17 protein-coding genes are annotated in these 26,344 nt (G+C 56.7%); 8 read left to right on the forward strand and 9 right to left on the reverse strand.

Annotated features, from left to right (window positions below; all coding sequences use genetic code 11):
• Window positions 1–359 precede the first annotated feature (359 nt).
• The 6 genes from WCO56_18385 (at window position 360) to WCO56_18410 (ending at window position 11,627) form a co-directional block, all read left to right on the forward strand.
• On the forward strand, window positions 360–1,094 hold the full coding sequence (locus tag WCO56_18385) for a type II secretion system protein (protein ID MEI7731548.1): 735 nt from the start codon (window positions 360–362) through the stop codon (window positions 1,092–1,094).
• Between the two features lie 202 nt (window positions 1,095–1,296).
• Entirely contained in the window at window positions 1,297–1,560 is a 264-nt protein-coding gene (locus tag WCO56_18390) for a hypothetical protein (protein MEI7731549.1), read from the forward strand.
• 116 nt (window positions 1,561–1,676) lie between these two features.
• Entirely contained in the window at window positions 1,677–4,091 is a 2,415-nt protein-coding gene (locus WCO56_18395) for a leucine-rich repeat protein (GenBank protein MEI7731550.1), read from the forward strand.
• A 412-nt stretch (window positions 4,092–4,503) separates the two neighbouring features.
• Complete coding sequence (locus WCO56_18400) at window positions 4,504–9,327, forward strand: immunoglobulin domain-containing protein (GenBank protein MEI7731551.1); 4,824 nt, start codon at window positions 4,504–4,506, stop codon at window positions 9,325–9,327.
• 163 nt (window positions 9,328–9,490) lie between these two features.
• Window positions 9,491–10,765: a hypothetical protein gene (locus tag WCO56_18405; protein MEI7731552.1), complete on the forward strand. Its 1,275-nt coding sequence runs from the start codon at window positions 9,491–9,493 to the stop codon at window positions 10,763–10,765.
• A 37-nt stretch (window positions 10,766–10,802) separates the two neighbouring features.
• A complete protein-coding gene (locus WCO56_18410; protein ID MEI7731553.1) occupies window positions 10,803–11,627 on the forward strand; it encodes a type II secretion system protein in 825 nt (274 codons plus the stop codon).
• Window positions 11,628–11,674: 47 nt separating this feature from the next.
• Here the strand turns inward: WCO56_18410 and WCO56_18415 are convergent, their stop codons facing one another.
• The 8 genes from WCO56_18415 to WCO56_18450 form a co-directional block, all read right to left on the reverse strand.
• A complete protein-coding gene (locus WCO56_18415) occupies window positions 11,675–15,091 on the reverse strand; it encodes a hypothetical protein (GenBank protein MEI7731554.1) in 3,417 nt (1,138 codons plus the stop codon).
• A gap of 96 nt (window positions 15,092–15,187) precedes the next feature.
• Complete coding sequence (locus WCO56_18420; GenBank protein ID MEI7731555.1) at window positions 15,188–16,375, reverse strand: DUF4350 domain-containing protein; 1,188 nt, start codon at window positions 16,373–16,375, stop codon at window positions 15,188–15,190.
• Window positions 16,372–17,235, reverse strand: a complete 864-nt coding sequence (locus WCO56_18425; protein ID MEI7731556.1) for a DUF4129 domain-containing protein — start codon at window positions 17,233–17,235, stop codon at window positions 16,372–16,374. The genes WCO56_18420 and WCO56_18425 overlap by 4 nt, the downstream gene beginning before the upstream one ends.
• Window positions 17,232–18,083, reverse strand: coding sequence for a hypothetical protein (locus WCO56_18430; GenBank protein MEI7731557.1), 852 nt, complete (start codon window positions 18,081–18,083; stop codon window positions 17,232–17,234). The genes WCO56_18425 and WCO56_18430 overlap by 4 nt, the downstream gene beginning before the upstream one ends.
• 199 nt (window positions 18,084–18,282) lie before the next feature.
• Entirely contained in the window at window positions 18,283–18,582 is a 300-nt protein-coding gene (locus WCO56_18435) for a hypothetical protein (protein MEI7731558.1), read from the reverse strand.
• Between the two features lie 150 nt (window positions 18,583–18,732).
• Window positions 18,733–20,115, reverse strand: coding sequence for a methyltransferase MtaB domain-containing protein (locus tag WCO56_18440; GenBank protein MEI7731559.1), 1,383 nt, complete (start codon window positions 20,113–20,115; stop codon window positions 18,733–18,735).
• Between the two features lie 58 nt (window positions 20,116–20,173).
• Window positions 20,174–20,809: a corrinoid protein gene (locus tag WCO56_18445; protein MEI7731560.1), complete on the reverse strand. Its 636-nt coding sequence runs from the start codon at window positions 20,807–20,809 to the stop codon at window positions 20,174–20,176.
• Window positions 20,810–21,404: 595 nt separating this feature from the next.
• Window positions 21,405–22,409 carry a DNA-processing protein DprA gene (locus tag WCO56_18450; protein MEI7731561.1) on the reverse strand — a complete coding sequence of 335 codons (1,005 nt, stop codon included), beginning with the start codon at window positions 22,407–22,409 and terminating at the stop codon, window positions 21,405–21,407.
• 267 nt (window positions 22,410–22,676) lie between these two features.
• On the opposite strand from WCO56_18450, the gene WCO56_18455 reads away from it, so the two are divergent.
• Window positions 22,677–24,383, forward strand: a complete 1,707-nt coding sequence (locus tag WCO56_18455) for a DUF262 domain-containing HNH endonuclease family protein (protein MEI7731562.1) — start codon at window positions 22,677–22,679, stop codon at window positions 24,381–24,383.
• 615 nt (window positions 24,384–24,998) lie between these two features.
• Here WCO56_18455 and WCO56_18460 read toward each other — a convergent pair.
• The gene (locus WCO56_18460; GenBank protein ID MEI7731563.1) at window positions 24,999–25,484 is read right to left on the reverse strand and encodes a hypothetical protein; all 486 of its coding nucleotides are present in this window, start codon (window positions 25,482–25,484) and stop codon (window positions 24,999–25,001) included.
• 270 nt (window positions 25,485–25,754) lie between these two features.
• On the opposite strand from WCO56_18460, the gene WCO56_18465 reads away from it, so the two are divergent.
• Window positions 25,755–26,093 carry a hypothetical protein gene (locus WCO56_18465; GenBank protein MEI7731564.1) on the forward strand — a complete coding sequence of 113 codons (339 nt, stop codon included), beginning with the start codon at window positions 25,755–25,757 and terminating at the stop codon, window positions 26,091–26,093.
• Window positions 26,094–26,344: the final 251 nt, after the last annotated feature.

The raw sequence follows: 26,344 nt of genomic DNA on the forward strand, positions 1-26,344 counted from the left end.
AATACGATGACGTATAACGTCTTGCCATTGCTTCCAAATCACCCTGTTCTTGTTGCGAGAGTACGATTTGATATGGACTTTTCCTAGGCATATTATGTATGTGTTTTAAACATACATAACACCTAGCATCCTGGGCAGAAAGATGCAATTTAATACGTCATTTTATTAACGCCATCGAGTACTTAGCGACGACTGGCAGGCGCGCTATGGCCATCCCGTGCTGGTGGTGGAAACCATCCCAAACTCTAACCACCCCTTCATGAATACGCGCTGCTCAAAAAAACAGAGTGCAAAAACAGATTGCACTCTGGGGCATTTGGGTGTTTAGTGTTCTTGTCACCGCTAAGAATTAGCAGCGTATGAGAACCCGAATTAAAACCATTCCGGTAGCCAAACGTGGCGCGTTCACGTTGATTGAACTGCTGGTCGTCATCGCCATTATTGCCATTCTGGCTGGCTTATTGTTGCCGGCATTAGCCAAGGCCAAGGCCAAGGCCAAACAAATCTCGTGCGTGAACAACCTCAAACAAGTCGGGTTGTCCCTCTACATGTATGTGGGCGACAGCGAGGATCGTACTCCGCCGCAAACCAACGACGTCGCCAACTTCGCCCATTCGGCCACTCCGAACTTTCTCAATGTTCTGCAGCCGTACCTGAGCACAAATTCAGTTACCTTCGTTTGCCCCTTCGCTAAGCAGGGAAATGGGGTAGCGGGCCCTGGTGGTAACACCAACGATGCGACCAGTTATTTGGGAAACGCGGTCATCATGAACCGTAAAATCAGCGCCATACCCCGGACCTCCGATCTCATCTACTTGCAAGAGCTTTGGGAGACGCGATCCGTGGCCTATTTGCGGCCGGCTTTTGCAAAACCCAAGTACATCACTTGGCACAATACCGACCCTGTGGAGGTCACCGAAGGTAGCAAGGAACATTATTCGAGTTTGCACACTCAAGGCGGGAACCTAGTGTTTGGCGATGGTCATGTTGAGTATCGTAAAGGCATCAAGATCCGGAGTTACGATTATGGTTTATTGCCCAGTACGGATTCCTGGGCTACCCCTTGGACGGCCTCTTACGATCCAGCCTTTTAACCCCAGTGCTGCTATGAGACCTCATTCACTGTTGCTGATCGGTTTGCCCCTGTTGCTGCTGTCCGGCTGCAGCAAGCCGGCAGCACCCACTGCCCCACTAATCTCATCGCCGGAAGCGGAGACCCAGCCAGCTTCCGCAACAGCCGCTACCGCCCCGACAACTCCACCCGCACCCGTATCTGTGGCGGCCCCAGTGCCAACAGTGACAACCATACCCGATACGCCTGCAACGGCAGCGGACCATCTACCCACCGCCCCCGTCCCTTCCACTGGCGCGCAGCAGTACGCTACCCAAATGGAAGTGACGGTGGCGTTACGCCGATTCCTGGACGTTAATGGGCGTCTCCCCAACAACTTTGAAGAATTGGTCGCCAAGCAATATATAAAAAAACTGCCCCTCGCCCCGCCGGGTAAACGGTTTGCCATCGATCGAGTGAACCTGCAAGTGGTGCTGGTGGGGCAGTAGCCAGACCGAAAACCCCAAGGTGCTTTTTTATTGGGCACTTGACGGAGGTTAAGGGGGAAACTACCATGACCTTGGTGAATTATTACCAACAACAATTTTCTGTACCTACGCAGATAATGAACCTGGAGATAGTGGCTGGGCATGTAATCGTCGGTCGCGCTGCGAGGTGGCTGTCGCTGCTGCTGCTCTTGACGCTGCCCGTTGCGGGGTGGGCGCAATACGATTACGTGACCAATAACGGTAAGATTACCATTACGGGGTACACCGATTTCGGCGGAGCGGCGATCATCCCAGGCACGATTGATGGCCGGGTGGTCACCAGCATTGGGGACGGAGCGTTTGCCGGCAGCAGTGGTTTGACGAGCGTCGTGCTCCCTGGCAGTATTGCCAGCATCGGGTTTAACGCGTTCTCGGGATGCTCCAAGCTGACGAACGTCACGCTGGGCGGCAGCGTCAGCAATATCGGCGATTATGCATTTTCTTTCTGCACGAGCCTGACGAACGTCACGTTCCCCAATAGCGTCACCCGCATTGGCAGTCTGGCGTTCTATGCCTGCACGAGCCTGACTAGGATCACGATTCCCAATCGTGTCACCCACCTCGAAAACTCGGTATTTTATGCCTGCACGAGCCTGACCAATGTTACCATCAGTGACAGCGTCACCAACCTTGGTGATTCTGCGTTTGAAAATTGCAGCAGCCTGACCGGGGTTTATTTCAGGGGCGACGCGCCCGGGGTTGGTATCAATGTGTTTGCGGGTGATAATGGCGCGACCGCTTATTTCTTACCGGAAACCACGGGCTGGGGTCCTTCGCTTGGCGATTTGCCAACCGCAGTGTGGAATATGCCGGCGACACCCCCAGCCATGGCCCTGCAACCCACTGACGTGGCGGTTACCGTGGGTTCACCGGCAACCTTTCGAGTCGCCATTTCCGGGTCGCTGCCGCTATTTTATCAATGGCGAAAAGACGGACTGAATTTGTCGGCCTCCAATCATTCCACGTTCACGATTGCCAGCGCGCAACTCAGTGATGTCGGGCAATACTCGGTCGTCGTAACCAATGATTATGGCAGCGTGACCAGCGCCGTGGCGGGGTTGACAGTGATATTGCCGCCCACCATTATCGCCCAGCCGCTGAGCCGGGTTTTACGCCCTGGACAATCCGCCCAACTGCTGGTGCAAGCCGGTGGCACCGAACCGCTCCGTTATCGCTGGACGAAAAATGGCGTGACGGTGGCCGGTGCGAGCAACGCGGTTTATGCCATCCATAGTGTCAGCGTCAGCCAGGCTGGCAAGTACCAGGTCATCGTTACGAATGTCATGGGGAGTGTGACCAGTGCCCTGGCGATTTTGACGGTGGATGGGGTGAAACCCAGTCTGACGATCCTCAAGCCACTGCCCAATGCCCGCGTGAGCAATGACACGGTGCTGGTCACTGGCAAAGTGGCGGACACCGGTGGTTCGCTCGCCGGGGTATATTATCAGGTCAACAATGCCCCGTGGCAAACGGCTGGCGGAACCACCAATTGGCAGACGACCGTGACCAATCTGCTGGCGGGCACCAACCTTATCCGGGTGTATGCCAAAGACACGGCGGAGAATTATTCACTCACGAACACGGTGAAGGTGAATTACGTGGTGACCAACCTGTTGCTAGTGCTGAATGGCGGCACCGGTTTGGGTAAAGTAACTCCGTCCACCAACAGCCTCCTGGAAGTCGGAAAGAACTACTCCTTGACCGCTGCGCCATTGACGGGAAGCCTTTTCTCGAACTGGGTGTGCGGTGGCGTGGTGTTGACCAACAAAGCAGTGTTGCAATACACCCTGCGTTCAAACACCACGCTGGTGGCCAACTTTGTGACCAATGCGTTCCTGTCGCGCAAAGGGGATTACGCGGGGCTGTTCTGTCCGAGCACCGATGTCTCAATGGCGGATTGGACCAATAGCGGGGCGGTGAAATTGACGGTGACCGACAAGGGGACGTTCACGGGGCAACTGACTTATCAAGGCAAGGGGTACCCGTTATCGGGTGCGCTGGGTCTGGGCGGAATGACGAACCTGGTAATCCTGCGCGGCAAAGACCCAGCATTGCAGATTGGGTTGGCGTTGGACTTGGGCAGCGGCGGTGAAGTATCCGGTACCGTCCAACAGAATAACCTGGCTTGGACCTCTGATTTGTGGGCGGACCAAGTATTAAAGCAGGCACAAAAGGCGAACTACACGATCCTGGTTGAAACGGGGCCGGGCGGGACCAATGGCGGCAACTTGACCTTGGCGGTGCAACCTACGGGAACGGTGACGTTGGGGGGAACCTTGTCGGACAAAACCAAGCTGACGGGTTCCCTGCCGTTGACGCGGCAACAGGAAGTGGTGATGTGTCAGACGTTGTATAGCGGCAAGGGGATGTGGCTAGGATATGTGCGTCTGGTGGGTACCAACCGTGGTGGGCAAGCGCATTGGCAGAAGTTGCCCAACCGTGTGGATAACTCGCAAGGGTTTTCTGTGAATCCAAAGTTATTATTGCCGTAGCATATCAAATCGCGAGCCTAGAAGGCTACAACGGACTGGCAATAGGTATAAAATTTTGTAGTTGTTGTGCTTGACTTTTAGGAACACAAGCAATTAGTTTTCATGTGAAACGTGCGAAGTAAGATGGTGGCCGTCTTGGAAAGACTGTGCATTATGCATTTGCATGGCGGTTTCAGGTCAGGCACGCCCCGGTAATTCAGATTTGGCACTGCGGCCCGGCGTGGAGAATGGTAGTGTGACTGCGCGACGGACGCTGCATGAAAATGCCTTCTTTGCGTTATCACTTTGCAGATTATAACCGGAAAAAAATGAAAACCGCCAAGCTAACCTGTGCGTTGCCGTGTGGATGACGATCATGGCTGCCGCACCGCCGCAAACCTGCCAACCAAAAAGATAACCCGGGACAAATGCCATGAACTCATCCTTCAAACAATATTTCGCGACCGGACTGCATTATGCGGCCAACCAACGCAAGGTGTTCGCAGCCACGGTGATGGTCTGCGCTACGACCGTATTGGTGGCGGGACTTCCACCCGCCAGTTGGGACTGGCCGGTGAACGGCCAGCTCTGGGTCAAGTGCATCGTGGCCACGAATGCTGGCGGGCAGGTGTCGCAGGTGCTGGCAGTGGACACAGACGGTAGCACGCTTGGGCTGCTGCCCGCACAGCTCGCGCTGAGGTGCCGCCCCGGCAGCACCAAATGGGCTGACGCGCAAGCGTGGGATATTCCGGTGATGCGTTTTGGCAACTGGCGATTTCAGGTAGTGGATAGCCAGGGCACGGTCTTGGCTGACAGTAGTGCCACGGAAACCCTTCGCGTGCCGGTCACCAACCTGTGGACGACCATCCTGCCCAATGGCCCCAGCGAGGCTGGCGTGGCTGTGAATGTCCTGCCGTTGACCATGGCGACCGTTGCCACTGGCCCAGCCGAATTAAAACCATTGTTGGACGATTTCCTTGCTGTCCATCCGGTCAGCCTGTCGGTCACCGGCGAAGTGAAGTTCCATGTGCTGCTTCCGCCGGGCGTGGCGGTTCAGGTTGCCCAGACGACTATAGTCGAAAGCCTGATCGTTGAAGCGGGGGCATCCTTGCAAACCGCCACCGGCAAGCTGGTCACCGTCCGCACGCTGCTGGATAATCATGGGACCATTGCCGGAGTGGTCGAGCCCCAAGTGGACTGGCTGGAGACCTCCCTGAATGCCAACGGGGCAGTGGACCATACCGCACGTACCGACGCCCGGATGCGGAATTGGTACGACAACCGGGAATTGGTCCGGTCACCGTCGTTGACGTACAGCACGCTGTTGCAGGTATCGTCTGCCCAATTGCCACCGATGGTGGATGACAAGCCCGATCGTTGGCTCCGCCGGATATTGGATTTGCAATCCGGCCAGCCAGTGTCTGCGGAACAGCAGCCCGCCATCATGCTGATGGCCGGCCAGTTTGTGGGAGACATGCCGGGCACGTACTGGGCCCGCTGGGGACGTTACGCCCGGATGCCCGAGTCGGAAACCGATCCCGCCCGTCTGCGGCTGGACCCTGATACACGATTTCTCACCCGGGCCATCACCAACCTGCAGGTCTATGGGCAGTTCGTTGACAGTACCGTGCCCACCCGGTTTCTGGGGACACTTGAGAGCCAGGGCGTCATCGAAGTGGAAAACCCGCTGGAGATACGCGGGGCGTTGGTCAATCATGGCGATCTGCATATTCGGCGCGCGTTGATCGCGCTGGCGGATAATCCAAAAGACAACCACTACGAAACTGGCTGGCTGAGGCTTCAGGGACCGGCGCTGTCCGTGTTGGGTGGCCATGTGCTTTTGGAACATGCTTCCGCGTCGCTGGAATTCGGCGATCAAACCAAAGCCGTTGCGGAGAACCTGCAGATCACCGGTCAGGGAACTGTGAATCTCCGGTTTCTGGATGGAAATGTGCGTTTGGGCCAGTCGGGGGATTCTTTTACCCTCTTGGGCGAGCTGGATTACGGGCAGATGCAAATCGGGCCGGCGGTGCAAATCCAATTGACTGAGGGCGGCTTTTATAACGGCGGTACGTTGGATATTACCGGGGCCGGCACCCGCCTCGGCAGCCCTGGCTGGCTGGGAGCCAACAACCATGATATGCGCACGACCATTTCCGGTCGGGGCAAATTGCAAGTGCGTGATGGAGCACTCCTCGAACTTGTGGCGGGGTATCACCAACCAGACTATTGGCGGCGTTGGTCGGTGGTGGTGGAAAATGATTTGTTGGTGGGTGCCGACGGCACGTTGCACACGGCTCCCTATACAGGCGTGGGCGGGTCAAGTGATTCCCCGGTGGAGATTCGTGGCACCCTGATTAATCAGGGACAAATGAACCTTGACCGCACGCTATGGGTCTCCGGATTCATGGAGAGCACGGGCAGAATCCAGGTCGCGGGAGCCGAACTTATCTTGCAAGGGGGCCACACAAACCGCTTGGGGGGAACCTTGTCATTGGCCCAGGCCAACTTGCGAACCACCGCCGGGACGACCATCATGGCTGATGGCTTGCAGGTGTCGGGTACTGGTACGTTTGATACCAGCCTATGCGTTGGTACCGTCACTTTATCGGGCAGCAACAGCGCGTTCACCTTGACGCCGACCATCGGTGCTGATGCCCGGCTGTTGGTTGGTGATGGAATTCGGTGTCATGTTCCTGAAGCTGGATTGACCAACAACGGGCTGATTGATCTGTCAGGTGCTGGCACCACGCTGTGGACTCCCAACTGGCTCGGTGCGGCCAACCACGATATGCGCACAGCGATTTACGGACGCGGCACCTTGCAGGTCCGCGACGGAGCAGTTCTGGAATTCACGTCGGGCTATCATCAGCCGGACTACTGGCGACGCTGGTCGGTCGTGGTGGAGAATGACGTGGTAGTGGGTTCGGGTGGCACCTTGCATACGGTTCCTTATGCGGGCTTTGCCGGGTCCAGCGATTCCCCAGTGGAGATTCACGGGACGCTGGTGAATCAGGGACGGCTGATTCTGGATCGCACGCTGTTGGTTTCAGGCAACATTCAGAATTCCGGGAGAATGGAGGTCAATGCGCCCCTAACGACCACGAATCGGCTGGTCAATCGCGGCGAGTTGGTGCTCAACGCCCCCTTGACTTCGCCGGATATTGTTTCCGAGGGTGGGTCAATGCGTGTGAGTCAGTTGACGATTGGTCCCGGCCAAATGTTTTCGGGCGATGTCACTATCACTGGCGATCTGCTTAATCAGGGCCTCCTTAGCCCCGGCAATCCCTGTGGCTTGATCGAAGTTACCGGGGGTTATCACCAGACCGGCAGCCTGCTTGCCGAGATCAGTCGTGTGGCGGGGCAGAAATATGATCGCCTGATTGCTGATGGCGCGATTCAAGTCGGGGGGCAGTTGCAGATCCAAGTGCGGCCGGACGCCAGTTTTCAAGTGGGGGCGGTGTTCGACATTATCCAAGGCGCCTCGGTGGCCGGAGTTTTTGATACCGTGCTGCTGCCAAGCGAGAATGAGGCTCCGATTTTTGCGCTGAGCTATGGGACCAACTACGTTCGGTTGACGGCCCTCCAGCAAATACCTCCAGTCCCTCCTGCCATCACGCATCCGCCGACCAACCAGATGGTAACCGCAGGCATGCCGGTAACTTTTAGCGTTTCCGCCTCCGGGTCACCGCCGCTATTTTATCAATGGCGCATGAACGGTACGAACTTGGCGCATGCCACCAACGACACACTGGTTATCTCCAACGTGCAGGCAAGCCAGGTGGGTGGTTACACCGTGGTGGTCACAAACCATTACGGCAGCACCACGAGTGATGTGGTCATGCTGACGCTGACAGCTCCCGTTATCCTTCTACACCCACAAAGTCTGGTGCGGCACATCGGGCAGCCTGCGGCTTTGGAAGTTCAGGCCGTGGGAGATCGTCCCCTAAGCTATCGCTGGACGAAAAATGGTGTGCCGGTGGCCGGTGCGAGTAACGCGGTTTATGCCATCCATAGTGTCAGCGTCAGCCAGGCTGGCAAGTATCAGGTCATCGTTACGAATGTCATGGGGAGTGCGACTAGTGCCCTGGCGATTTTGACGGTGGATGGGGTGAAACCCAGTCTGACGATCCTCAAGCCACTGCCCAATGCCCGCGTGAGCAATGACACGGTGCTGGTCACTGGCAAAGTGGCGGACACCGGTGGTTCGCTCGCCGGGGTATATTATCAGGTCAACAATGCCCCGTGGCAAACGGCTGGCGGAACCACCAATTGGCAGACGACCGTGACCAATCTGCTGGCGGGCACCAACCTTATCCGGGTGTATGCCAAAGACACGGCGGAGAATTATTCACTCACGAACACGGTGAAGGTGAATTACGTGGTGACCAACCTGTTGCTAGTGCTGAATGGCGGCACCGGTTTGGGTAAAGTAACTCCGTCCACCAACAGCCTCCTGGAAGTCGGAAAGAACTACTCCTTGACCGCTGCGCCATTGACGGGAAGCCTTTTCTCGAACTGGGTGTGCGGTGGCGTGGTGTTGACCAACAAAGCAGTGTTGCAATACACCCTGCGTTCAAACACCACGCTGGTGGCCAACTTTGTGACCAATGCGTTCCTGTCGCGCAAAGGGGATTACGCGGGGCTGTTCTGTCCGAGCACCGATGTCTCAATGGCGGATTGGACCAATAGCGGGGCGGTGAAATTGACGGTGACCGACAAGGGGACGTTCACGGGGCAACTGACTTATCAAGGCAAGGGGTACCCGTTATCGGGTGCGCTGGGTCTGGGCGGAATGACGAACCTGGTAATCCTGCGCGGCAAAGATCCGGCATTGCAGGTGGGGCTGAGCTTGGAATTAAGCGCCGGTGGGGGAATAACCGGGGGGGTCAATCAGAGCACGAATTGGGTCTCGGCACTGTGGGCGGACCTGGTATGGAAAAAAGCGGTGAAGACGAATTACGTGGTGACGGTAGCGAGCGAACCGGATGGCACGCAGATTGGCACGCTCAGTTTGGCGGTACAACCTTCGGGCGCGGTAACGCTGACAGGATCGTTAACGAACAACACCAAATTGATGGGCTCTCTGCCGTTGACCACGAAGAACAGAGTGGTGATGTATCAGACGTTATACAGTGGCAACGGGATGTGGCTGGGGTATATGAGTCTGACGGGCACGAACGGCGGCGTGGCGCACTGGCAGAAGGTGGGGAATCCGCAAGGGTTCTCGGTGAATACCCGGTTGACACTGCGGTAAGGTACGGGGCCCTTGGCAAAAAATGGAACCAGTTCCCATCTAAATGTCGTCAGCGAACGTGTTTGTCATGTCCGGTTCCGTATATTTCTGACTGGAATTTACAAATCGGGTTTGCGTGATACGTTTGGTGCGGCACATGGGTGCTGTTTGTGGATGACATGATATGGTTGCCAATCTGGAATTGCTAGAGGAAATCGCCTTGCCGGGATGCCTGGGCGAGTTGCTGCCGCGTTGGCTGAATCAAGTGCCGTTGTACCGTCAGGCCGCCCGTGCAGTGCCGCCCGACCGCCTGACAACGTCTGCTTTCCAGCGGTTGCCGTTCATCACCAAACAGGATATTCGCCGCAATTTTCCCCGCAATTTCCTGCGGCACGGCGTGGAACTTGATGCGTTGCTGGAACTGGATTTGGTGGAGATCGAACATACCTCCGGCACCTCAGAAGAGCGCACCCCGTTGCTGTTGGAGCGCGGCTGGTGGGATACCCAGGAGGCGCGCGCGTTGCGCTTGAATCGCCACCTTCGAGCCGTGCTGGCAGAAAATCCAGAGGCTCGCCGCGCCACCATCACGCCACCGTTTTGCAGTGGAGAGGTCTGCTATGCCGGACGCCCCTCGCGCGCAAACCGCACCCTCGGCAACACGCTGTTCGTGAATCTTTCCCGCCAGCCATTTCTCTGGAGTGATGCCGAACTGGCCCGCATGACGGAGGAAATCACGGATTGGGCACCACACTTTCTGGATGTGGACCCGGTCTATGGCATGTTGTTCGCCCGTTATTGCGAACGGCATCACGTCCGGCTGCCCACCCTGAAGTTCATCCTGTGCAGTTACGAATTTCTCAGCGCCCATCATCGGCGCATCCTGCAACGCGTGTTCGGCGTGCCGGTGTACAACCTCTACGGCTCCACCGAAACCGGCCATCTGCTGATGGAAGACGAGCAGGGTGACCTGATCCCCAGCGCGGAAACGGCTTTTCTCGAAATTATCCAGGCGGACAATGATGGCATTGGAGAATTGGCGGTCACCACCCTGACCAATGAGTATATGCCGCTCATCCGGTATCGAATCGGCGACTTGGTGGAGCGAAGCTGCGCCACTGGTCACCCGGTGTACACCGTGCATGGGCGCGTCCGGGAGTCGGTGATGCGGCCAGATGGCACCCGCGTTACCGTGCGCCAAGTGGACGCGTGTCTGGCTGGAACCCCCGGTCTGGCACATTACCAACTATTGGAGCGTCAGCGGGGTTCATGGACACTGCGGATCGCAGGCGAAGGCTCCTCCCTGACTCCGGCCAACCGGGCCTGGTTGCAATACCGGCTGCGTGAGTTATTGGGAGCCACCGAAGACTTGGTCATCCAGGAAACCGATTCACTTTTGGCGGAAAGTTCGGGGAAATTCAGATTGGTGTATCCTTTAAATTTAACATCAGATTCGACTTGATGCTCGGGGCCAATCGGCGTATAGTAACTCTAGCTAAATGAAAACGATAAGAAAACCGCTACATGCGTTTACACTGATCGAGTTACTGGTGGTCATCGCCATCATCGCCATTCTCGCTGGTCTGCTGTTGCCGGCCTTGGCCAGAGCTAAAAAACAGGCGCAAGGGGTCTCCTGCCTGAACAGTGAAAAGCAACTGGCACTCTCTTGGGTCATGTACGCCGATGACAACGAGGAGTTTATTGTCAACATGAACACCACCAAAAACGCCGCCGGGAATATACCGTGGCGGAGCGATTCGCCTACCAACCCAGTGCCGACCGGTTTGACTGCCGATGCGCGGCAAACCTGGATTGTACAGCAGGGTTTCCGCGAAGGCGCACTTTACAGTTACTGCCCCAATGTTAATATCCTGCATTGTCCAGGGGATGATCGTTATAAACTGGCGGTTGGGGCGGGCTTCGCGTATGCGAGCATCTCCGGCGTGGCCACCCTCAACGGCGAGTCCTCGCAGCTTACCAAGCGCACCGAAATGCAGCACATGAGCGAAACCATGTTGTGGGTGGAGGAAAATGATCCCCGTGGCGAGAACCAGCATTCGTGGATGATGAACGGCGGTACTCCGGCAAAAAATTTCACCGACGCCAGCTTGGTTGATTCCCCAGCCGTATTCCATCTGAACAGCAGCACCTTCTGCTATGCGGACGGTCATGTGGCCAGCCACCGGTGGCTGGATGACGCCACGATTGCCTATGCGGCCAGCATGGATCCCAACAAATATACGACCATGCGTCCCACGGCTGCCCAGACTCCGCGCGACGGTCCGTTTTTGGGTCGTCAATACGCCACCAAGGCCAATCCGTGAAGCAATATTCCAGCTAAGGTGTTCGCCCGAGCCACGCAGGAATTGCTTCAATTAGCTCCAACCCGATAGAAACGACTGGCTCGGTCAGGTGTCCGGTCCATGAAAGTGCCCTGCGTATTCGTGGCTGACAGGTTGTTGGTCAGTGGGTGCCAAGTGGATTCGTTTGCGTTGGTTTTATGCTGGAGGAAATAGGTGCGTCCAGCGGCAGCCCGCCAAGTCAAAGCCACGGCGTTGTTCGTCTTGATGATGGACTTAAAGAAGGGTGCCTGGGGCACCGGTGTACCCAACGCAACCCAATCACTGCGGCACTTGCGGAACTCGCGTGTGGGTAACAGTTTTGCGTCAATGCCATCCCCGTACCACACGTGGGTCCCGTTATCGCTGAGGATCTGAAACATGGTATTACTGGTCCATGGGCCAGGCGGTAATTCAACAATGCCTTCCGGATGCAGCCCGGAGAGGTCGGCAGAGCGTTCTTGGGGAGCATCCGCAGGATTACCCGTCCATGTGTAGAGCTTGAAATCATCCGGGTACGGGCTCGAGATTGTCAACGCACTGCCAGCAATGATCAAATAGCCATCGGGACCGCCTTCAATGCTACGAAAGCCACGCCCAAACAAGTCGAGTTCGATGGGGGTACCAAACCGGGCGGAACCGGGCGGCCCGGTGCTGGCCGCCAAGGTGGTGAAGTTGGTGACTGGCACAATGAGGGCAAAGGTACGGTTGGTGGCGGAAACAATGGGCGCCCGGAACGCGAGATACGCCGTGTTCGTGCTGTCCGGCGCCATGGCAAGCCCTTCAATGTTGAACCCGCCGGGTGTCTTGCTATCCACCCCCACGGCGGAACTCGCCATCAGGCCATAATAATTTGCTCCTTTACCGTGCCCATTGGCCGCGTCCCAGTTGGCCAGATCGAGTTTGAGATAATCATATCTGCCAACGTAAGTCAGCGTGAGGTTGGTGCCTGAACCGGAAAGGTCGGTGACGAACATGCGACTGCGGTTCGTTCGCCCTTCCGTCTGACTGGAATTGGAATGTGCCCCCAGCCAGAACAGCCGGTTGCCTACCCGCGTGCTGGCCTCAATGTCCACCTCGCGCGCCACCCCATTAGCAAGATCGGTAAGCCCCAGAAAGGGTGTCATATTCGTCTGCCACACCGGCGGACCGCTCTGGTAGCGGTGGTACAGCCGTAATACCTGATTTTCGTCGTCTCCCACCAACATGTAGTTGGCATCCACAGCCAGCGCCGTGCTGCCATCCGAGGCCCCCGAGTGGAATCTGCCGCCGGCACGCCCCATGGCGGAGGCGGCATAGGGGAAGGTTATTTGTTTTGTCAGGGCGTTGTCGCTCACGGAAATGCTGATGGTGGTATAGCCCACGCCAATCGGCTCAATTGCCAGTGACCAGAGGCCACCGCCGAGCGGTGTAAGCGTCAGGTTGGTGGTGGGCACGACACGCTGGCTGCTGCTGGCTGCCACCACCAAATCATCCGGTGGCGTTTCCGCATCCGCGACTGTAAAGTACACCTTGGGATTGGTGGGATCCCCAATCGTGCCGCAGATGGGACCGACCGGAGTAATGACTGGCACCGTATTATTGGGTTCCCCCGGTGTCAGAGGCGCGGCAGGGGGAAAGTTGGTGCTTACCAGGCTTTCATCAAACACCAGCGAATTACCATTTGTTCCCAGTAATTCCCCATAAAACCAGGCAGCCGCAGAGAGAGGTGTCTGGTTGGTGGGAAAACGCACTGCTGCATCCGGTGGATAATTCGTAGTCAACACCACGCCGCCATAAATAATGTCGTTTGCACCGCCGTCACCCCAGCCCACAGCGTCAAGAATTGTCGCACTGCCGGGCAATCCCTCAAGCACGCCGTTATCGCCATGATCCAGATCCACGCCTTCATCCGGTTTGGTATTGGCCGTCAATAAGAGAAACGAGACCGTGCCATTATGGAGGCAACCGCCAGCTTTATTGAAATGGCTATCGAGCACCACCGTGGTCCCACTGGCAACTTGATACGGACGATTGGTTGCCATGATCAGCAACAGCCCGTTGGTGCCGAGTCGGCAGGAAGTCAAATCCAAGACCAGTGAGGAATAGCCCGGATCATTCTCTTGATCGCCCAGAATTACCGCCAGATAAACATTCGTCAGCGCGGCATTGGGAACTCCACGCAGTTCAAGGTACTCGAACGGTTCATCCGAACCAGGCGGGTTGACCTTCAACTCGTTTAACAACACCAGATCGTTATCCGTGACGTTGACCTTGACTGGCGGGATCAACGTATTGGTCGGGTAATTATACGGATCGCCGGTGCCCACCACACTATTGGTGATGTAACTTTTATGCGTGGCAGTCTCGACATCCGTGTCATCCACCGCGCGAATGGTCACGGTGATAATGCTTGTATTGGTCAACCCGATCTCGAGACGATTGGAATAAGTCACGCCGCCGTTGATGCTCACTTGCGTCTGGGCATCACACTGGATAGCGAGCGTCACCATGCCGGTGGGCATGGTATTCAGCGCCAGGCTAAAAAAGTCCGTCGCGCCGCCCTCGGTTACCGCGCGACTACCCGTTGCCGGGGTGAGAATCACTCCGGGAAAGGCGGACGCGCCGAAATTCGGGCCACCGATATGGTTCAATGCCCGGCCCGCATAACTTGCCGGCAGCGTATCCGCAGTACCGCCCAACAGCCAATTGGGCGGGGTTCCGTTGGTGCCAAAATTATCTGAGGCCAACCAATCACTGGCGGACGAACCGGTGGTATTGCTGGTTCGTCCAAGATACGAAGGCGTGAAGTTGACCGGCACGACCACCCCGCTACCCAAGGCGGCAGCGTTGCGCCGAAAGGTGATGGCACCATACGCAATATCTCCCGCCCCGTCATTATCCAGCACCCCTACGGAATCCCACACCAGCCAACTGGTTACCTCAGGCGCATCCAGCGTGCCGTCATCATTTGTATCCAAATCGGTGCCGATGGATGGTTTATTGGTGGTTTGAATCAGGAAAAACGTGAGTGAATTCTTTTCCAAATCCGTCTGACCACCTTCACCGGTGTGCCCAATAGAACTGGTATTGCCGCTGCCGAAGCCGGTGCCGGTATCCGAATTCACCAACGCCGTCGCCCCGTTCACAACCGAATACGTGTTGGACTTTTGCAGCAGCACGAGGAACCCGTTGCCGCCGATCATTCGCCCCGACAGATCAAACACATTTTGAATCGTCCCCGGATTACCGCCAGAATCCCCTTCCACGGAAATCAAATATGAGCCATCCGGAAACATCCAATTCGGGGTGCCGCGCAACTCCACGTACTGGTTCGGTGCATCCAAGCCCGGCGGGTTTAGCATGACTTCGTTAATGCCCGGTAATGCCAACGCCGAACCGGCCGTGAGGAACCAACCACACAGCCAACCGAGGATCGGGCTGACGACCCTATACATCCTGCGTTGCATCTAGGCTTAAGTTTCCTCACTTTAGCCTGACTGTCTACAAGGAAACGGCTTTAAAAGGACTTCAGAGCAGGTGGCAAAAGTAGCTACTGACCGCCTTCATTTTTTCCCATCTGCAAGGCGGCAAAGCTCGCGGTAGGTTTCCGCCGGATTTCGTCGCCTCAAACCCGCCTCGTCGTCCGCCCGGATGGCCGCTTCCATGCGCGCCGACCGATCCGCGTACTCGTTTCTGCCGCGGGCCACGGACCGCCGCCATTCCTGCAAGCAGACAAACAGGATTTCCCGAGGTTGAATGTTGCGGCGCAGCAAATTCAAAAAACCCGCCGTTGCATCCCGCCCCATCACGGTTCCTTGTGCGGTTTCATCTATGGGGGGCACCAGGCTGGTGGCGTTTGTCCAGACGAATAACAGCGCAAACACAATCAACGCCGCCAGCACCCCGTGCAAATGATATTGGCGGATCAGCGTACCGATGCCCGGTTCCTCCGATACGCCCAAGTGGGTTTCATCAAAGACAATATGCGCCGGTGTGCCGACCAGCCACACGAGCAACGCGGCATTCTGTTCCTTGCGCAGGGATTCATTGCTGAACAGGTAGGCATCGCTGACCAGTACCACGCTGCCCTTGCCCAACGGACGCTCCATGATCACCGCCTTGCCATCCCGCGCATAAAGGACGTTCCAGTTGGTGCCGGGTTGATCGAAATAGAGGGAGCTATGCCAAGGCAGTGCGGCGGGCAAGGCAAGGTCCGCCTTTCGAATCGCGTTGCCCGGTTGCATCACCTCGTTCGTGGCTGCCAATTGTTGATGCGCAAAGGTGAATTGCCATCCCTGTTCCAGCCCGTGTTGATTGGTCGCCATCAGCCAGCCGCGTTTTCCGCGAGTGATGGTTGGCTTGGCGACTTGGTTGGTCGTGGTGGCTTCGTTGACCGCCGAGCAGGCGATGACCAACCGGCCTCCCTGAGCGGTGATGGTTTCCAGTTCCGTACGCAAATCCCGCCCCTCCTGTTGCAAGGTTTGATAATCGGCGCCAAGATAGAACCACGCGCTGGCGCCATCCTGCCGGGCGCGGTGAATGGGGCGGTAGTTGCGCTGCACGCCAAGACCCGGCAGGCGGCTTAAACTTTCGTAAAACGCCTTGGCTCCCAAGGGATCGGTGCGCAAGGAACTGTATTCCGGGTAAATGTCCCCCCGGCCAAATCGCAATTGAAACAAATCCGCCAGGCCCAGCGCAAACAGCAGCGCCACCCCCACGAGCAGAATCAGCTTAGCCGGTTGGTGATTCATGCGGCGCGAATCCTTTCCGTGCGCTGTGCGAATTCCGACAGCATGTCGCGCGTGACTTCATGCAGGCCGTACCAGGCCCGGTCAAAGACCAGCACCTGCGTTTCAAACAACGCTGTTACCTCGGGGAGTACGTGGGTACGGCGGCTCAGTTCACGGGCGTACTCGTGGTTGGACTTATATTTGGTCAGCGTAATCAGTTGTTTCTCCCCCAAGGCCGCCAGGCTGGCCAGGTAGTGGGCGCGCAGGGCCAACCGTAATTCGCCTTGGGCGAGCAGCGTTTGCGCCAGCCGCAGCCATTCATCCCCCGGCAGATCACTGGCCACCACGTTGTCATCCCGCAAATCCGGCACGGCCTGCTTTGCTACCACGGTGGTCGCTTTGGTTCGATGGTGCTGCCGCCGCTTCCAAGCACGCCAGGCAAACACACTAATCACCACGAGCAACGCGATGCAGAGCACAACGACCAGCACCCGCAGCGGCGAAAGCCAGTCCGTCTGCACTTTGGCCCCATCCGGAGTGGGTGGACGCAGGCGTTTACCCAGCAGCTTATCCACCAGCCGGTCAATCTCATCCATGACCGAGCCAATGGCTTTGAAAGTGCTTTTCAGCCCGCCAACCACCCAATCCACCATCTGGCTGAAATAGCTTTGCTCATCGGCTTTGGCGGTCTCGGGTTTCGGCACATCCTCGCGTGGCACCCGCCAGGTATATTCCCGTTGGCGGATGACCTCCTGAATGGATTTGGCCATTTCCTCGGCACCGATGACGGCGGGGGCAGGGGAAGACGCCGGCAGTGGCGTTGCAGCGGCGGGATACAACAGGACAGACAGGAGTGGAAGAATGGAAAATAATCGCTTCATACCCTCTGTCCGCGCCCATGATTATGCGCGCTGTTTGCGTTTCCAGGGTGCAGCCGATGCAATTCCGCCAGCAGGTCCGCGCCGTTGGTGACCGCCTCGGCATGAAAACAGCGCAGCAGGTAAACCGCCTTGATCAGCGGATCAAGCGTCAGCCAGGTCAATAGCGCGATAACGGCAAAAAAGGTGGTGTTCAAATACGCTGCGCTGCTGAGCGTGAACGCGCTTTCCATGCCCAGCAACGATTTGGCCAGCATGGGAATGGCCACAAACGCGCTGACCCAGTTGAGCAACACGAATACGGTCGCCAGGGAAAGGGTTCCCAGGACGGCATGGTTCTGTGCCGCCCAAGGGCGCGTCAACGCCGCAGTTCTGCTTATCAGCGGCTTTAGTTCGCCGCTCGTGCCATCCGCCGTATAACTGGCATTCTGATAAAAACTAAACACCCACGCAAAGGGCAGCGTGAGCACTGCGGCAATCGGGAGGATAAAGAGCCCGGTGGCGTGAATGACTGTTTGCGTGGACACCAACCGTCCCACGCGTTTCGGGTCCCAAACAACATCCACTTGGCCGGAAAGGCGGGCGCGCAACTGGCAGACAAAAGCGCATTGCCAGCACTTCAGCCAGATGAAGCCAGCCGTCATGCCCAACGCGGCATACGTCTCATGTTGCCACGCAAAACCGCTGTGGCTCATGTCCGACCAGAAATACAATACGCCCAAGGCGAACGGTAACGCGCCCATCAAGTAGCACAGCCAGTGCGCCGCCGTGGCGTTGCGCAGAAGATGCACCGCCTCTTCCATAAGCTCCACCGCGCCGCGCGCGTTGCCATGTTTGTTTTGCCTGCTCACTCGTATTGGTTGCCCGCCTCGAATCGGGGCGGATCACCGCCAACCAAGGTAATCGGGGGAACCGGTGTTCGACAACTCGAAACATTTCCCTGCGAAGCCGCGTAGCCGTTGAGGTAAGGAGACGGACCCAGAAATTTCGGAATTCGGAATTGTCCGTTTCCTTACCTCAACGGCTACAAACGTTGGTGAGTCCGGCGGCTTATCGTGCTTTAACCACAAATCCGGCGCTGTCGCAGACGTGAATGAAGTAACTGCTGTCATCCCGCAGGTTGCAAGCGATGCATTTGCCGCCCAGCCAACGATGCCGTTCCTCGCCGCAACGCTGGCAGGCGCAGCCCTCCCAGTCATGCTCAAAGCCAACCGGCAGCCCGCATTTCTGGCAGCGCAACTTGCAGCCATCGCCCTGCCTTACGACCTCGTGCTGCGTGTCCCGAACTTTGCCGCACCGAGTACAGGTGCAGCCGGCCCATTGATGACCCGTTAGACAGACCAGTTTCATTCAGGGTACCTTATCATTAACATAAGCACTACCGCTAGTGAATGAATAGCCTGGCCAATGAAAAATGCAACTGTAATAACACGAAATAATTCGTGCTTTATGCGGTCAGCCGGGGATGCCAGGGCGCGGGTGGTGCAGACGCACCGCCGGTCAGCCGAGTTGGTAGTCCGCCGCGATGAACTTGCTGGTGTCCACTTCGGCCATCATCTCGTCAATGAACTCCATTTCGCCCGACGGCATCGCCTCGATGGTGTGCCGGAGCCGGGCCAGATAAGGCACCTCGCGCGGGTGGAGGGTGAGGGCTCCGTCCTGATGCGCTTCCCGGATTAGCCGCAGGGCCGTCAGGGCGGCGGCTTTGGCCGCCGTGTAAGGGGTGGGCGCACTGACGATGGCCTGCGCGATGGCGATAGCGCTTTCCGGTGAGAGAATCCAGGCTTGCGGGTCGCGGCCAGCATCCGAGGCCACCATCCACTTGCGGTAGAGCAGGGCCGCGTCGCGCCCATCCGCCAGGGCCAGGTTCATCAGGCGGCAATCATAAATCAGTTGTTCGACATAGCAGGTGGGCGCCATGCCGCCCAGCAGCTTGATGTTCTGCACCGACTCATTGCTCCAGGTGTCGCAGGTCGCGGCGGCGATGTTGCCCAGCGGGCTCAGGTGCGCGCACGCGGCGGTCTTGCCTTCCATGGCCATGGGGTAACCGGTGATGGCCTTCAGGATAGGGTTCTCATAACCGCAATCCTTGCCCGGGCCGACCGCGCCGCATTCGTAGGCCACGAGAGTACGCACCGCGGAAACCGCCCGGACCACGGCGGCAAACACGCGGGGAATCATTTTCTGTTCCGCCAGCACCATCGCGGTGTTGCCGAAGCCGCACGCGGTGTCGCCCGCGCAGTGGACGCCATGTTTTTGGGCAATTCCGTTCAATTCGCCCCAAAGAAAACGCATGTCGCGCACGCCCAGCACCGCCAGGGCGAAAATGACACCGCGAATGTCTCCCATCATCAGCGCTTCATCATGCACCTCCTTGCCGCCCACTGATTCAATGCTGAGCAGTTCCGCACCGGCGGAGGCGCAGCCTTCAAAGGTGTTGATCATGGCCTCGTATAGCGGGCCGCTGCGCATGCGCGGCGGGCGCACCATTTCGCGGGTGTCATTCGGCGTGATGCGTAGCACGCTTTTGAGCCCGTGTTTGGCGTGGGTTTCCTCCATGGCATCCAGCAGGATGCGTGTCAATTCGATGCCCCACGCGGGATTTTCCGTCATGGGTGGCAGGGTCTCGAATTCAACGACCAAGCCGTGGGCTTCCAGTTCCACCGCGCGTTGCAGGGCGCCGGTGATGATCTGCTGATAGTTCTGTCGCACCTCCGGCATCGTGCCGGCCTCCACCAGCATCGGCGGCAGGGTGAAATTCAGTTCCGGATACACTGTCCCGCCGCCGATGTTCATGCCGCGCCGGGTGACGAGTGGTATGGGGGCGGTGCCAAACAGGAGTTCGGACGGCTGACTGATGGTTAGTGAATTGAATTTCGGCATAAAGTCTGGGGTGTTGAATGGATAAGTCGTGCGGGTGGGTGTTTTCTAGTTCACCAAGTCAAATGGCTAAAACGCGGTGGGTGAGCGTCACCGCGCCAGCGGCGCTTTCGGTGTATCCATCCGCGCCAATTTCATCCGCGAATTTCTGGGTGATAGGCGCGCCGCCAACGATCACTTTCACTTGGGACCGCAGCCCCGCCTGTTGCAGCGCGTCAATCGTGGTTTTCATGGACGGCATGGTGGTGGTGAGCAGGGCCGACATGGCTACGACCTGCGCATTCTTCTCCCGCACGGCGGCCACGAAGCGCGCCGGGTCCACATTTACACCGAGGTCCACGACTTCAAACCCACCGCCTTCCAGCATGGCTGCGACGAGATTCTTGCCAATGTCATGCAGGTCGCCTTTGACGGTGCCGATGGCCACGCGGCCTACCGGTTGGGCGCCACTGGCGATCAGCAGCGGCTTGATTAATTCCAACGCCGCCTTCATGGCGCGCGCCGATAGCAGCAGCTCGGGCACGAAATATTCATTGCACTCGAAGCGCCGTCCCACGTCGGCCATCGCGGGCATCATATATTCCTGGACGAGTTTCAGCGGTGGGACGCCAGCGGCAATCGCCGTGTTGGTGATGGTTTTGGCGGTGGCCGCGTCCCCGGTGAGGACGGCATCGTAAAGTTTTTTCAGGTCATCCATAAAAAGAGTTTGTTTTTACAGTGAGGCCAGCCTGCCATAGCGCCCCGGCCTTGGGAATGGATGAATCGCGGATAGGCATGTATAAATCTTAGGTCGGCAAATGGATGAAAAGGGGACTTGTGTCCGGCGGTGTCCATGTTTGGCCGTGTGAGTAGCAAATCTCAGATTTCATATTTCAGGATGGGACTTATGGGATGAATGAGAGCGATGCACCGAGTAAAAAAGCCAAGCATTGCAAATTGTAAAATGCAAATTTGGGGAACACAAAAATCGCCACAGAGAATTCGACCGGGAAATAATTCAGCGCCGACTGACGTGCGGCGGCTACGCGGCTTGGGAATTGTGATGTTTCTGGTGCGCCAAGCAAGTCTGGTGCATCTTGCTGAGTGAAACGAATCAGCCATGGTATCCCAAAGGCACGGCAAGCTGCGACCGCTGGGGATACCCACGGTACGGGACCGGATGGGCGGGTAGCGTTGCCATCGAACGCCCAAATTTGCCGACGGCGGGAAACCGTAAGCGGCCACCGATACGATGAAGACCGGAAGAAAAAGTCAGAGTCTCATTCGACTGCTACCCATAGATTGTCAACGGTTCAGCCACCGAAATCAAATGCGGCTTGCGTTTGTTCCGGGGGGTTGACCGGGGCGTGTTCTTCCAGCCAGGCGGGCAAATCTTCCGCAGCGTTGAGTTGCTGGGATTCCAGCGCGATCGCCCCGTGTTTCAGCAAGGCCTGATTGCCCTTGGGCGCATCCGGCGCTTGCCGCACAAAGACCGGACACCAACGCGCCTTCAAGGCTTCCGTCGCCCCGGCCCAGGTGCCGCCCTTTTCCAGATCGCTGCTGACCACGATGGCGTATTCGGAGAGACCATAGATCACTTTGTTCCGGCCCATCGCCGTCCCCACGGTGAACCCGGCATCCGGCCCGAACGGGGTGAGCAGGACCAACTGGCCATCGAGCAGGAACTGGCGCACTTCCGGTTGCCGCACAGTGCGTTCGAGGCTGTCCGCCAGAACCCCGATCGCCTTGCCATCCGCGCTCAACCCGCCATCCATGCCGATGCGATCCGAGCCCTTGGCTCCACCGGAGATGACCGCCATCCGCGCATGGGCGATTTTGCGGCCCGCCTCTGCGGCAAATTCCACCGCCGCCGCGTCAATATTGCGGGAGCCCACCACGGCGATGCCCTGGCGCTTCAGCAGGCACAAATCCCCGGCCCCGAACAGCACCGTTGGTGCTTGATGTTTTAGCGTCTGCTTTAATTTGGCGGGATACTGTTCATCCATCCGGGTCAGCGCCCAGAGCCCTCGGGAAAAGAGGTTTTCAAGTTCCATGGCCACCTGGCCGCTGCGATCCAACAGCCGGACGATGCGCTCCGCATCGCCGGTGGTAACCTGCAGCGCATCCGCCAATTCAGCGGCCCCCTGCCCCAGCAACGCGGCGGGCCGCTGATACGGTGAGGCGTGAATTTTGCGCGCCAACTGGTTCCATTCGGAGATGGTATAGGGCTCAATGTCCGGCGCGACCGCCTTGCCCAAGGTCGAGCAAAGCAACAACATCGCCTGGCCATCTTCACTTAACATATCATGCGCACTCATTCATTTCCTTTCGGGGTCGCTTTTGCGAGGGCAAACGGGTGTACTGGCCCGCTGCCGTGCAGGCGCAACCATACCGCCAGATACGTCAGCGTCCAACCTGAACCGCTATATCCTCCCGTGCTGAAACGATTCTCTTTTTCCCATTGACCCCAGGCACACTTGAGGGGATTGTCAGCACCATGACGAAAAACTGGAAACCGAAAACAACGAACGAAAAGTCCGTTCAATAATACTGTTAGGCGAAGTAACCATAGGAGAAACTCATAAATGGAAGCATCAACAACAATCTGCGGCCTGCTTCGGGCAGGAAAAATCTTTGTTCCGTCGTATCAACGCGCTTATTCATGGGATACCGAAAAAGATAGCGGCAAATCGCCGAAACAAGTGAATGTGTTCCTGTCAGACTTGGAAGACTACCGGAAAAGTGCTGCTAATCCGCCTTACTATTTCGGACATTTTCTTTTTGAAGAGCATGCGGGGATTTACGGGGTTATTGACGGACAGCAACGCCTGACCACAATCATCATTTTTCTTTCCGCCCTTTTCCGCAGGCTTACGACATTGCGGGAGGGGAAACTGACCGAAAAGGAGAGGGAACTGTTCGAGGATATGGTCAAACGCAACTCTACCTATCGGTTTGAGACGGTTGATTATGATTCGCAACCTTTCAAAGATTATGTGATTGACCAATCCAAGCACGACCACAATGGGCTTGAAACAGAATCGGCTCGCCGCATCGTGAACGCATTCGATTTTTTTGTCGCGCATCTGGCTGATAAAGACGAAGACTATCTGACGCGCATGCTTAATATCGTTTGCTGCGCATCCTGTACCACGCATCCAGTAAAAAATGAATCGGAAGCAATCCAGATGTTCATCTTCCAGAACAACAGGGGTAAACGTCCTTCCAATCTGGAAATCATCAAAGCGCAGTTCATGTTCAATGTTCACCTTTATGCCGGTGAAGCGAAAGCCGGTTTGCTTGAGGAAATTAAAAACCGTTTTGAGAAAATTTACAAATCCATCTCCGCGATTGAATACCGAATAGACGAGGACGAAGTCTTGGTTTACACATTGCGTGTCCATTTCAACTCGCTCGGGGAGAGCAATGCGTTGGATAAAATCAACTCTTTGCTCTCCAAAGAGTCAATCCCGTTCGTCAAAACATTCACACAATCGCTGGCAGACAGTTTTGAATATCTGACGGTGTTCTTCGGCAGACATGAGCGTGAGAACCAGAGTGTTCACTCCCTCGTATCGCTGGGCGGCATCGGCGTCGCCTTGCCGTTCGTCATCAAAGCATACAAGTTCAATCTGCCAATTGAACAGATTGGAGTACTCTGTTCAAAACTCGAATCCATCTTGCTGCGTCAACGTCTGGTTGGGACACGGGCGGATATGCCCTCACGATTGAATGGTGTTTACCAGAAGTTCACTGCAGAGAACACCAGTTTAGACCCCATCATAAAGCATATCGATTGGATGCGGACTGTTGAATCCTCGTCACTCTGGTGGGCATACTGGAACAATGATGCACTTAGTCGCGCAATACAAGGGTGGATTCCCCACCCCACCGCAAAATTCCTTCTTTGGAAGTATGAGAATCACTTGAAGGGACAAGGTAAAGGCGGTTATCTTCCGACTCGTTTTGACAGTATCACCGCGCCAGAGTTGGAACACATCGCGCCGCAAACCCCGCCAGACGGGAAACCTGTTGAGGCGGGTTATCCCGAATACGACGAGGACTTTAAAGCCCAGTTGTTGAATTGTCTTGGCAACTATCTACTATTGTCTAAGTCCCACAACTGCTCCGTCGGGAACAGTCCGTTTGCCGAAAAGCGAAACAGTTATTCACATTTGGAGCAACACCGCGAGATTCATCAACTGACAGATCCGAATAATCCGCTCTGGACGAAGGAACTGATTCAGAAACGGAAAGAGAAGATCGTGCGATTCATTTTGGACAATTTGTAATAAACAGAACGCTTAACAACCCGCTCCACCGAATACCGCGTTCGCGGTGTCGGTGAACGGTGCCGTCAGTCCCATAACAGCGCCTCAAGGATTGTCCGGAAAGCCGCCCAATAAACCCAACTGCACCCGCTCCGAGGTGCCAGAAACTACTTTAACGCCCGCCATTAACGCTGGGAATCCCCGGTTTTTGATGTTTTTGGCCGTTTCATGCGTAAGTGCCTGTATTTTAGCAAGATGTGCATGTGATTTAGACCGTCAGGCTCTTAATTTAGGAAGTCCACCTCCTAATTTTGGAGGTGGACTTGGTAAATTGGGAAGTCGGGCTGGTGTTTTTGCAGGTCGAGTTCCTAATTTTGTGGTTCACCTCCAAATTTAGGAAGTCGAGCTGGTTATTTTGGAGGTCAGCTTCTGAATTCAGAGGTGGACTTGGTAAGTTGGGAAGTTGAGTTGGTCAATTAGGAGGTCCACGTCAACTTTTGGAGGTCAGCCTCCTCCTTGACGAGGTTGGGATGGTGTTTTTGGAAGTGGACCTCCGATTTAGGAGGTCCACTTGGCCATGGAGGAAGTCGGGTTCCCGATTGGGGAAGTCTGCCGCGTGAATTCCGACCGCAACGCTTACGCCGGGGGAGGCGTCGGCGTCGGTGCCGGGGTGGTGCGGCGTCCGCGACGGCCAAAATACTCTTTGAGGGGGGCCAGGTCCGCATCATAGGCACCATCCCGGTTGGCCACCTTGGCGGCGGCGTAAACCAGCAGCAGCGCATGGTACAAATCGGCGTTCAAGGCCAGGTTCGTGTCATTGGCATCCTCGGCCAGGGACAGCAGTTTGGTGTACACCCGCATCCACGGCTCTTGCAGCGCAATGTCCGAATCAAATCCAGCCAGATCAAAGTCGCCGCTGATGGCCGTGGGGTGATTCCGAATGAACAGCCGCGACTGTTCCAGGATGCCTTGCGAGGCGGGCGTGACATGCGGCAACCGCCGCCGCTCGGTGGGTGTCAGGCTGACCAGGATCGGCAGGTTGGTGCGGATGACCTCGATGGCGGCATCAATCGCGGCCTCGGCTTGGGTGGTAATCGTTCCTTCGACAAGGTTATGTTGCATATTTGTTCTTGGGGTTACTGGTTCATTATAGCGCGCCGTAGAGTTATAGCGCGCTTCGTTATATCTGGCCATGAGTCATGGATGGTTAATGTTTTTTGTTTTGTGACTTTCAGGCTTACGGGTGTCAACGTAGCGGAGCCCCTCACCCCATGCAAGCCTGATTTATAAATTATTTTTTAAACTCTCACTTGACGGGAAGTCCGATTTGGATTTTTATATCCGCGTACCCGGTGAAACTAAGAATGAATAAACCTTAACCAATAACCAGCTATGGCTTTTGATCCTACCAAACCTGTCGAACATACTGAGATAGACGCCGCCGAGTTGCGCGCCCAATTCAACGCCCTCAAGGCCCTGGATGATGACAAGAGCGCCCGTATTGCTGCGCTGGAGGCGCAAGTCGCCGCCCTTCAGGCGAACGCCGTCACCACTGCGCAGTTGGCCGAGGCGCTGAGCAACCTCAGCGCGGCCCTCATCGCCAACAGCAGCGCGAACAGTAATGGGGTGATGCCGATGGATTTCACCGTGAGCGATCCGCCGACGCAATGGGAGACCGGCACCATATATAATACGCTGAACGCGCTGGTTCAGGCCCTGCGCCGGCAGTAGAAGCAACGACGGATTAAGGATAAACGGCGGAAGCGGTCGCCCGTAGCCGTCGAGGTCAGGAGACGGATGGCTTGCGCGGCGGGTCATTTTTGCGGGAGCGGCCAAGGGGCGTCCCGCTGAATCCGCCTCATTACTTCGGCGGCTACGGGAGAGGTCACTTCCCAAACCCGGCGTTGGCCCAAGCACTGCAGCGAGCGTAGAAGCAACGACGGATTAAGGATAAACGGCGGAAGCGGTCGCCCGTAGCCGTC

This window comes from Verrucomicrobiota bacterium, from assembly GCA_037139415.1.
Classification (GTDB): Bacteria; Verrucomicrobiota; Verrucomicrobiia; order Limisphaerales; family Fontisphaeraceae; genus JBAXGN01.

Excerpts from the sequence above, each read along its gene's own strand:
- WCO56_18460 (MEI7731563.1), bottom strand. The coding sequence starts at position 25,484 with ATGCAACATAACCTTGTCGAAGGAACGATTACCACCCAAGCCGAGGCC.
- WCO56_18435 (MEI7731558.1), bottom strand. The coding sequence starts at position 18,582 with ATGAAACTGGTCTGTCTAACGGGTCATCAATGGGCCGGCTGCACCTGT.
- WCO56_18465 (MEI7731564.1), top strand. The coding sequence starts at position 25,755 with ATGGCTTTTGATCCTACCAAACCTGTCGAACATACTGAGATAGACGCC.
- WCO56_18440 (MEI7731559.1), bottom strand. The coding sequence starts at position 20,115 with ATGCCGAAATTCAATTCACTAACCATCAGTCAGCCGTCCGAACTCCTG.
- WCO56_18455 (MEI7731562.1), top strand. The coding sequence starts at position 22,677 with ATGGAAGCATCAACAACAATCTGCGGCCTGCTTCGGGCAGGAAAAATC.
- WCO56_18415 (MEI7731554.1), bottom strand. The coding sequence starts at position 15,091 with ATGCAACGCAGGATGTATAGGGTCGTCAGCCCGATCCTCGGTTGGCTG.
- WCO56_18410 (MEI7731553.1), top strand. The coding sequence starts at position 10,803 with ATGAAAACGATAAGAAAACCGCTACATGCGTTTACACTGATCGAGTTA.
- WCO56_18450 (MEI7731561.1), bottom strand. The coding sequence starts at position 22,409 with ATGAGTGCGCATGATATGTTAAGTGAAGATGGCCAGGCGATGTTGTTG.
- WCO56_18385 (MEI7731548.1), top strand. The coding sequence starts at position 360 with ATGAGAACCCGAATTAAAACCATTCCGGTAGCCAAACGTGGCGCGTTC.
- WCO56_18395 (MEI7731550.1), top strand. The coding sequence starts at position 1,677 with ATGAACCTGGAGATAGTGGCTGGGCATGTAATCGTCGGTCGCGCTGCG.
- WCO56_18400 (MEI7731551.1), top strand. The coding sequence starts at position 4,504 with ATGAACTCATCCTTCAAACAATATTTCGCGACCGGACTGCATTATGCG.
- WCO56_18420 (MEI7731555.1), bottom strand. The coding sequence starts at position 16,375 with ATGAATCACCAACCGGCTAAGCTGATTCTGCTCGTGGGGGTGGCGCTG.
- WCO56_18405 (MEI7731552.1), top strand. The coding sequence starts at position 9,491 with ATGGTTGCCAATCTGGAATTGCTAGAGGAAATCGCCTTGCCGGGATGC.
- WCO56_18445 (MEI7731560.1), bottom strand. The coding sequence starts at position 20,809 with ATGGATGACCTGAAAAAACTTTACGATGCCGTCCTCACCGGGGACGCG.
- WCO56_18425 (MEI7731556.1), bottom strand. The coding sequence starts at position 17,235 with ATGAAGCGATTATTTTCCATTCTTCCACTCCTGTCTGTCCTGTTGTAT.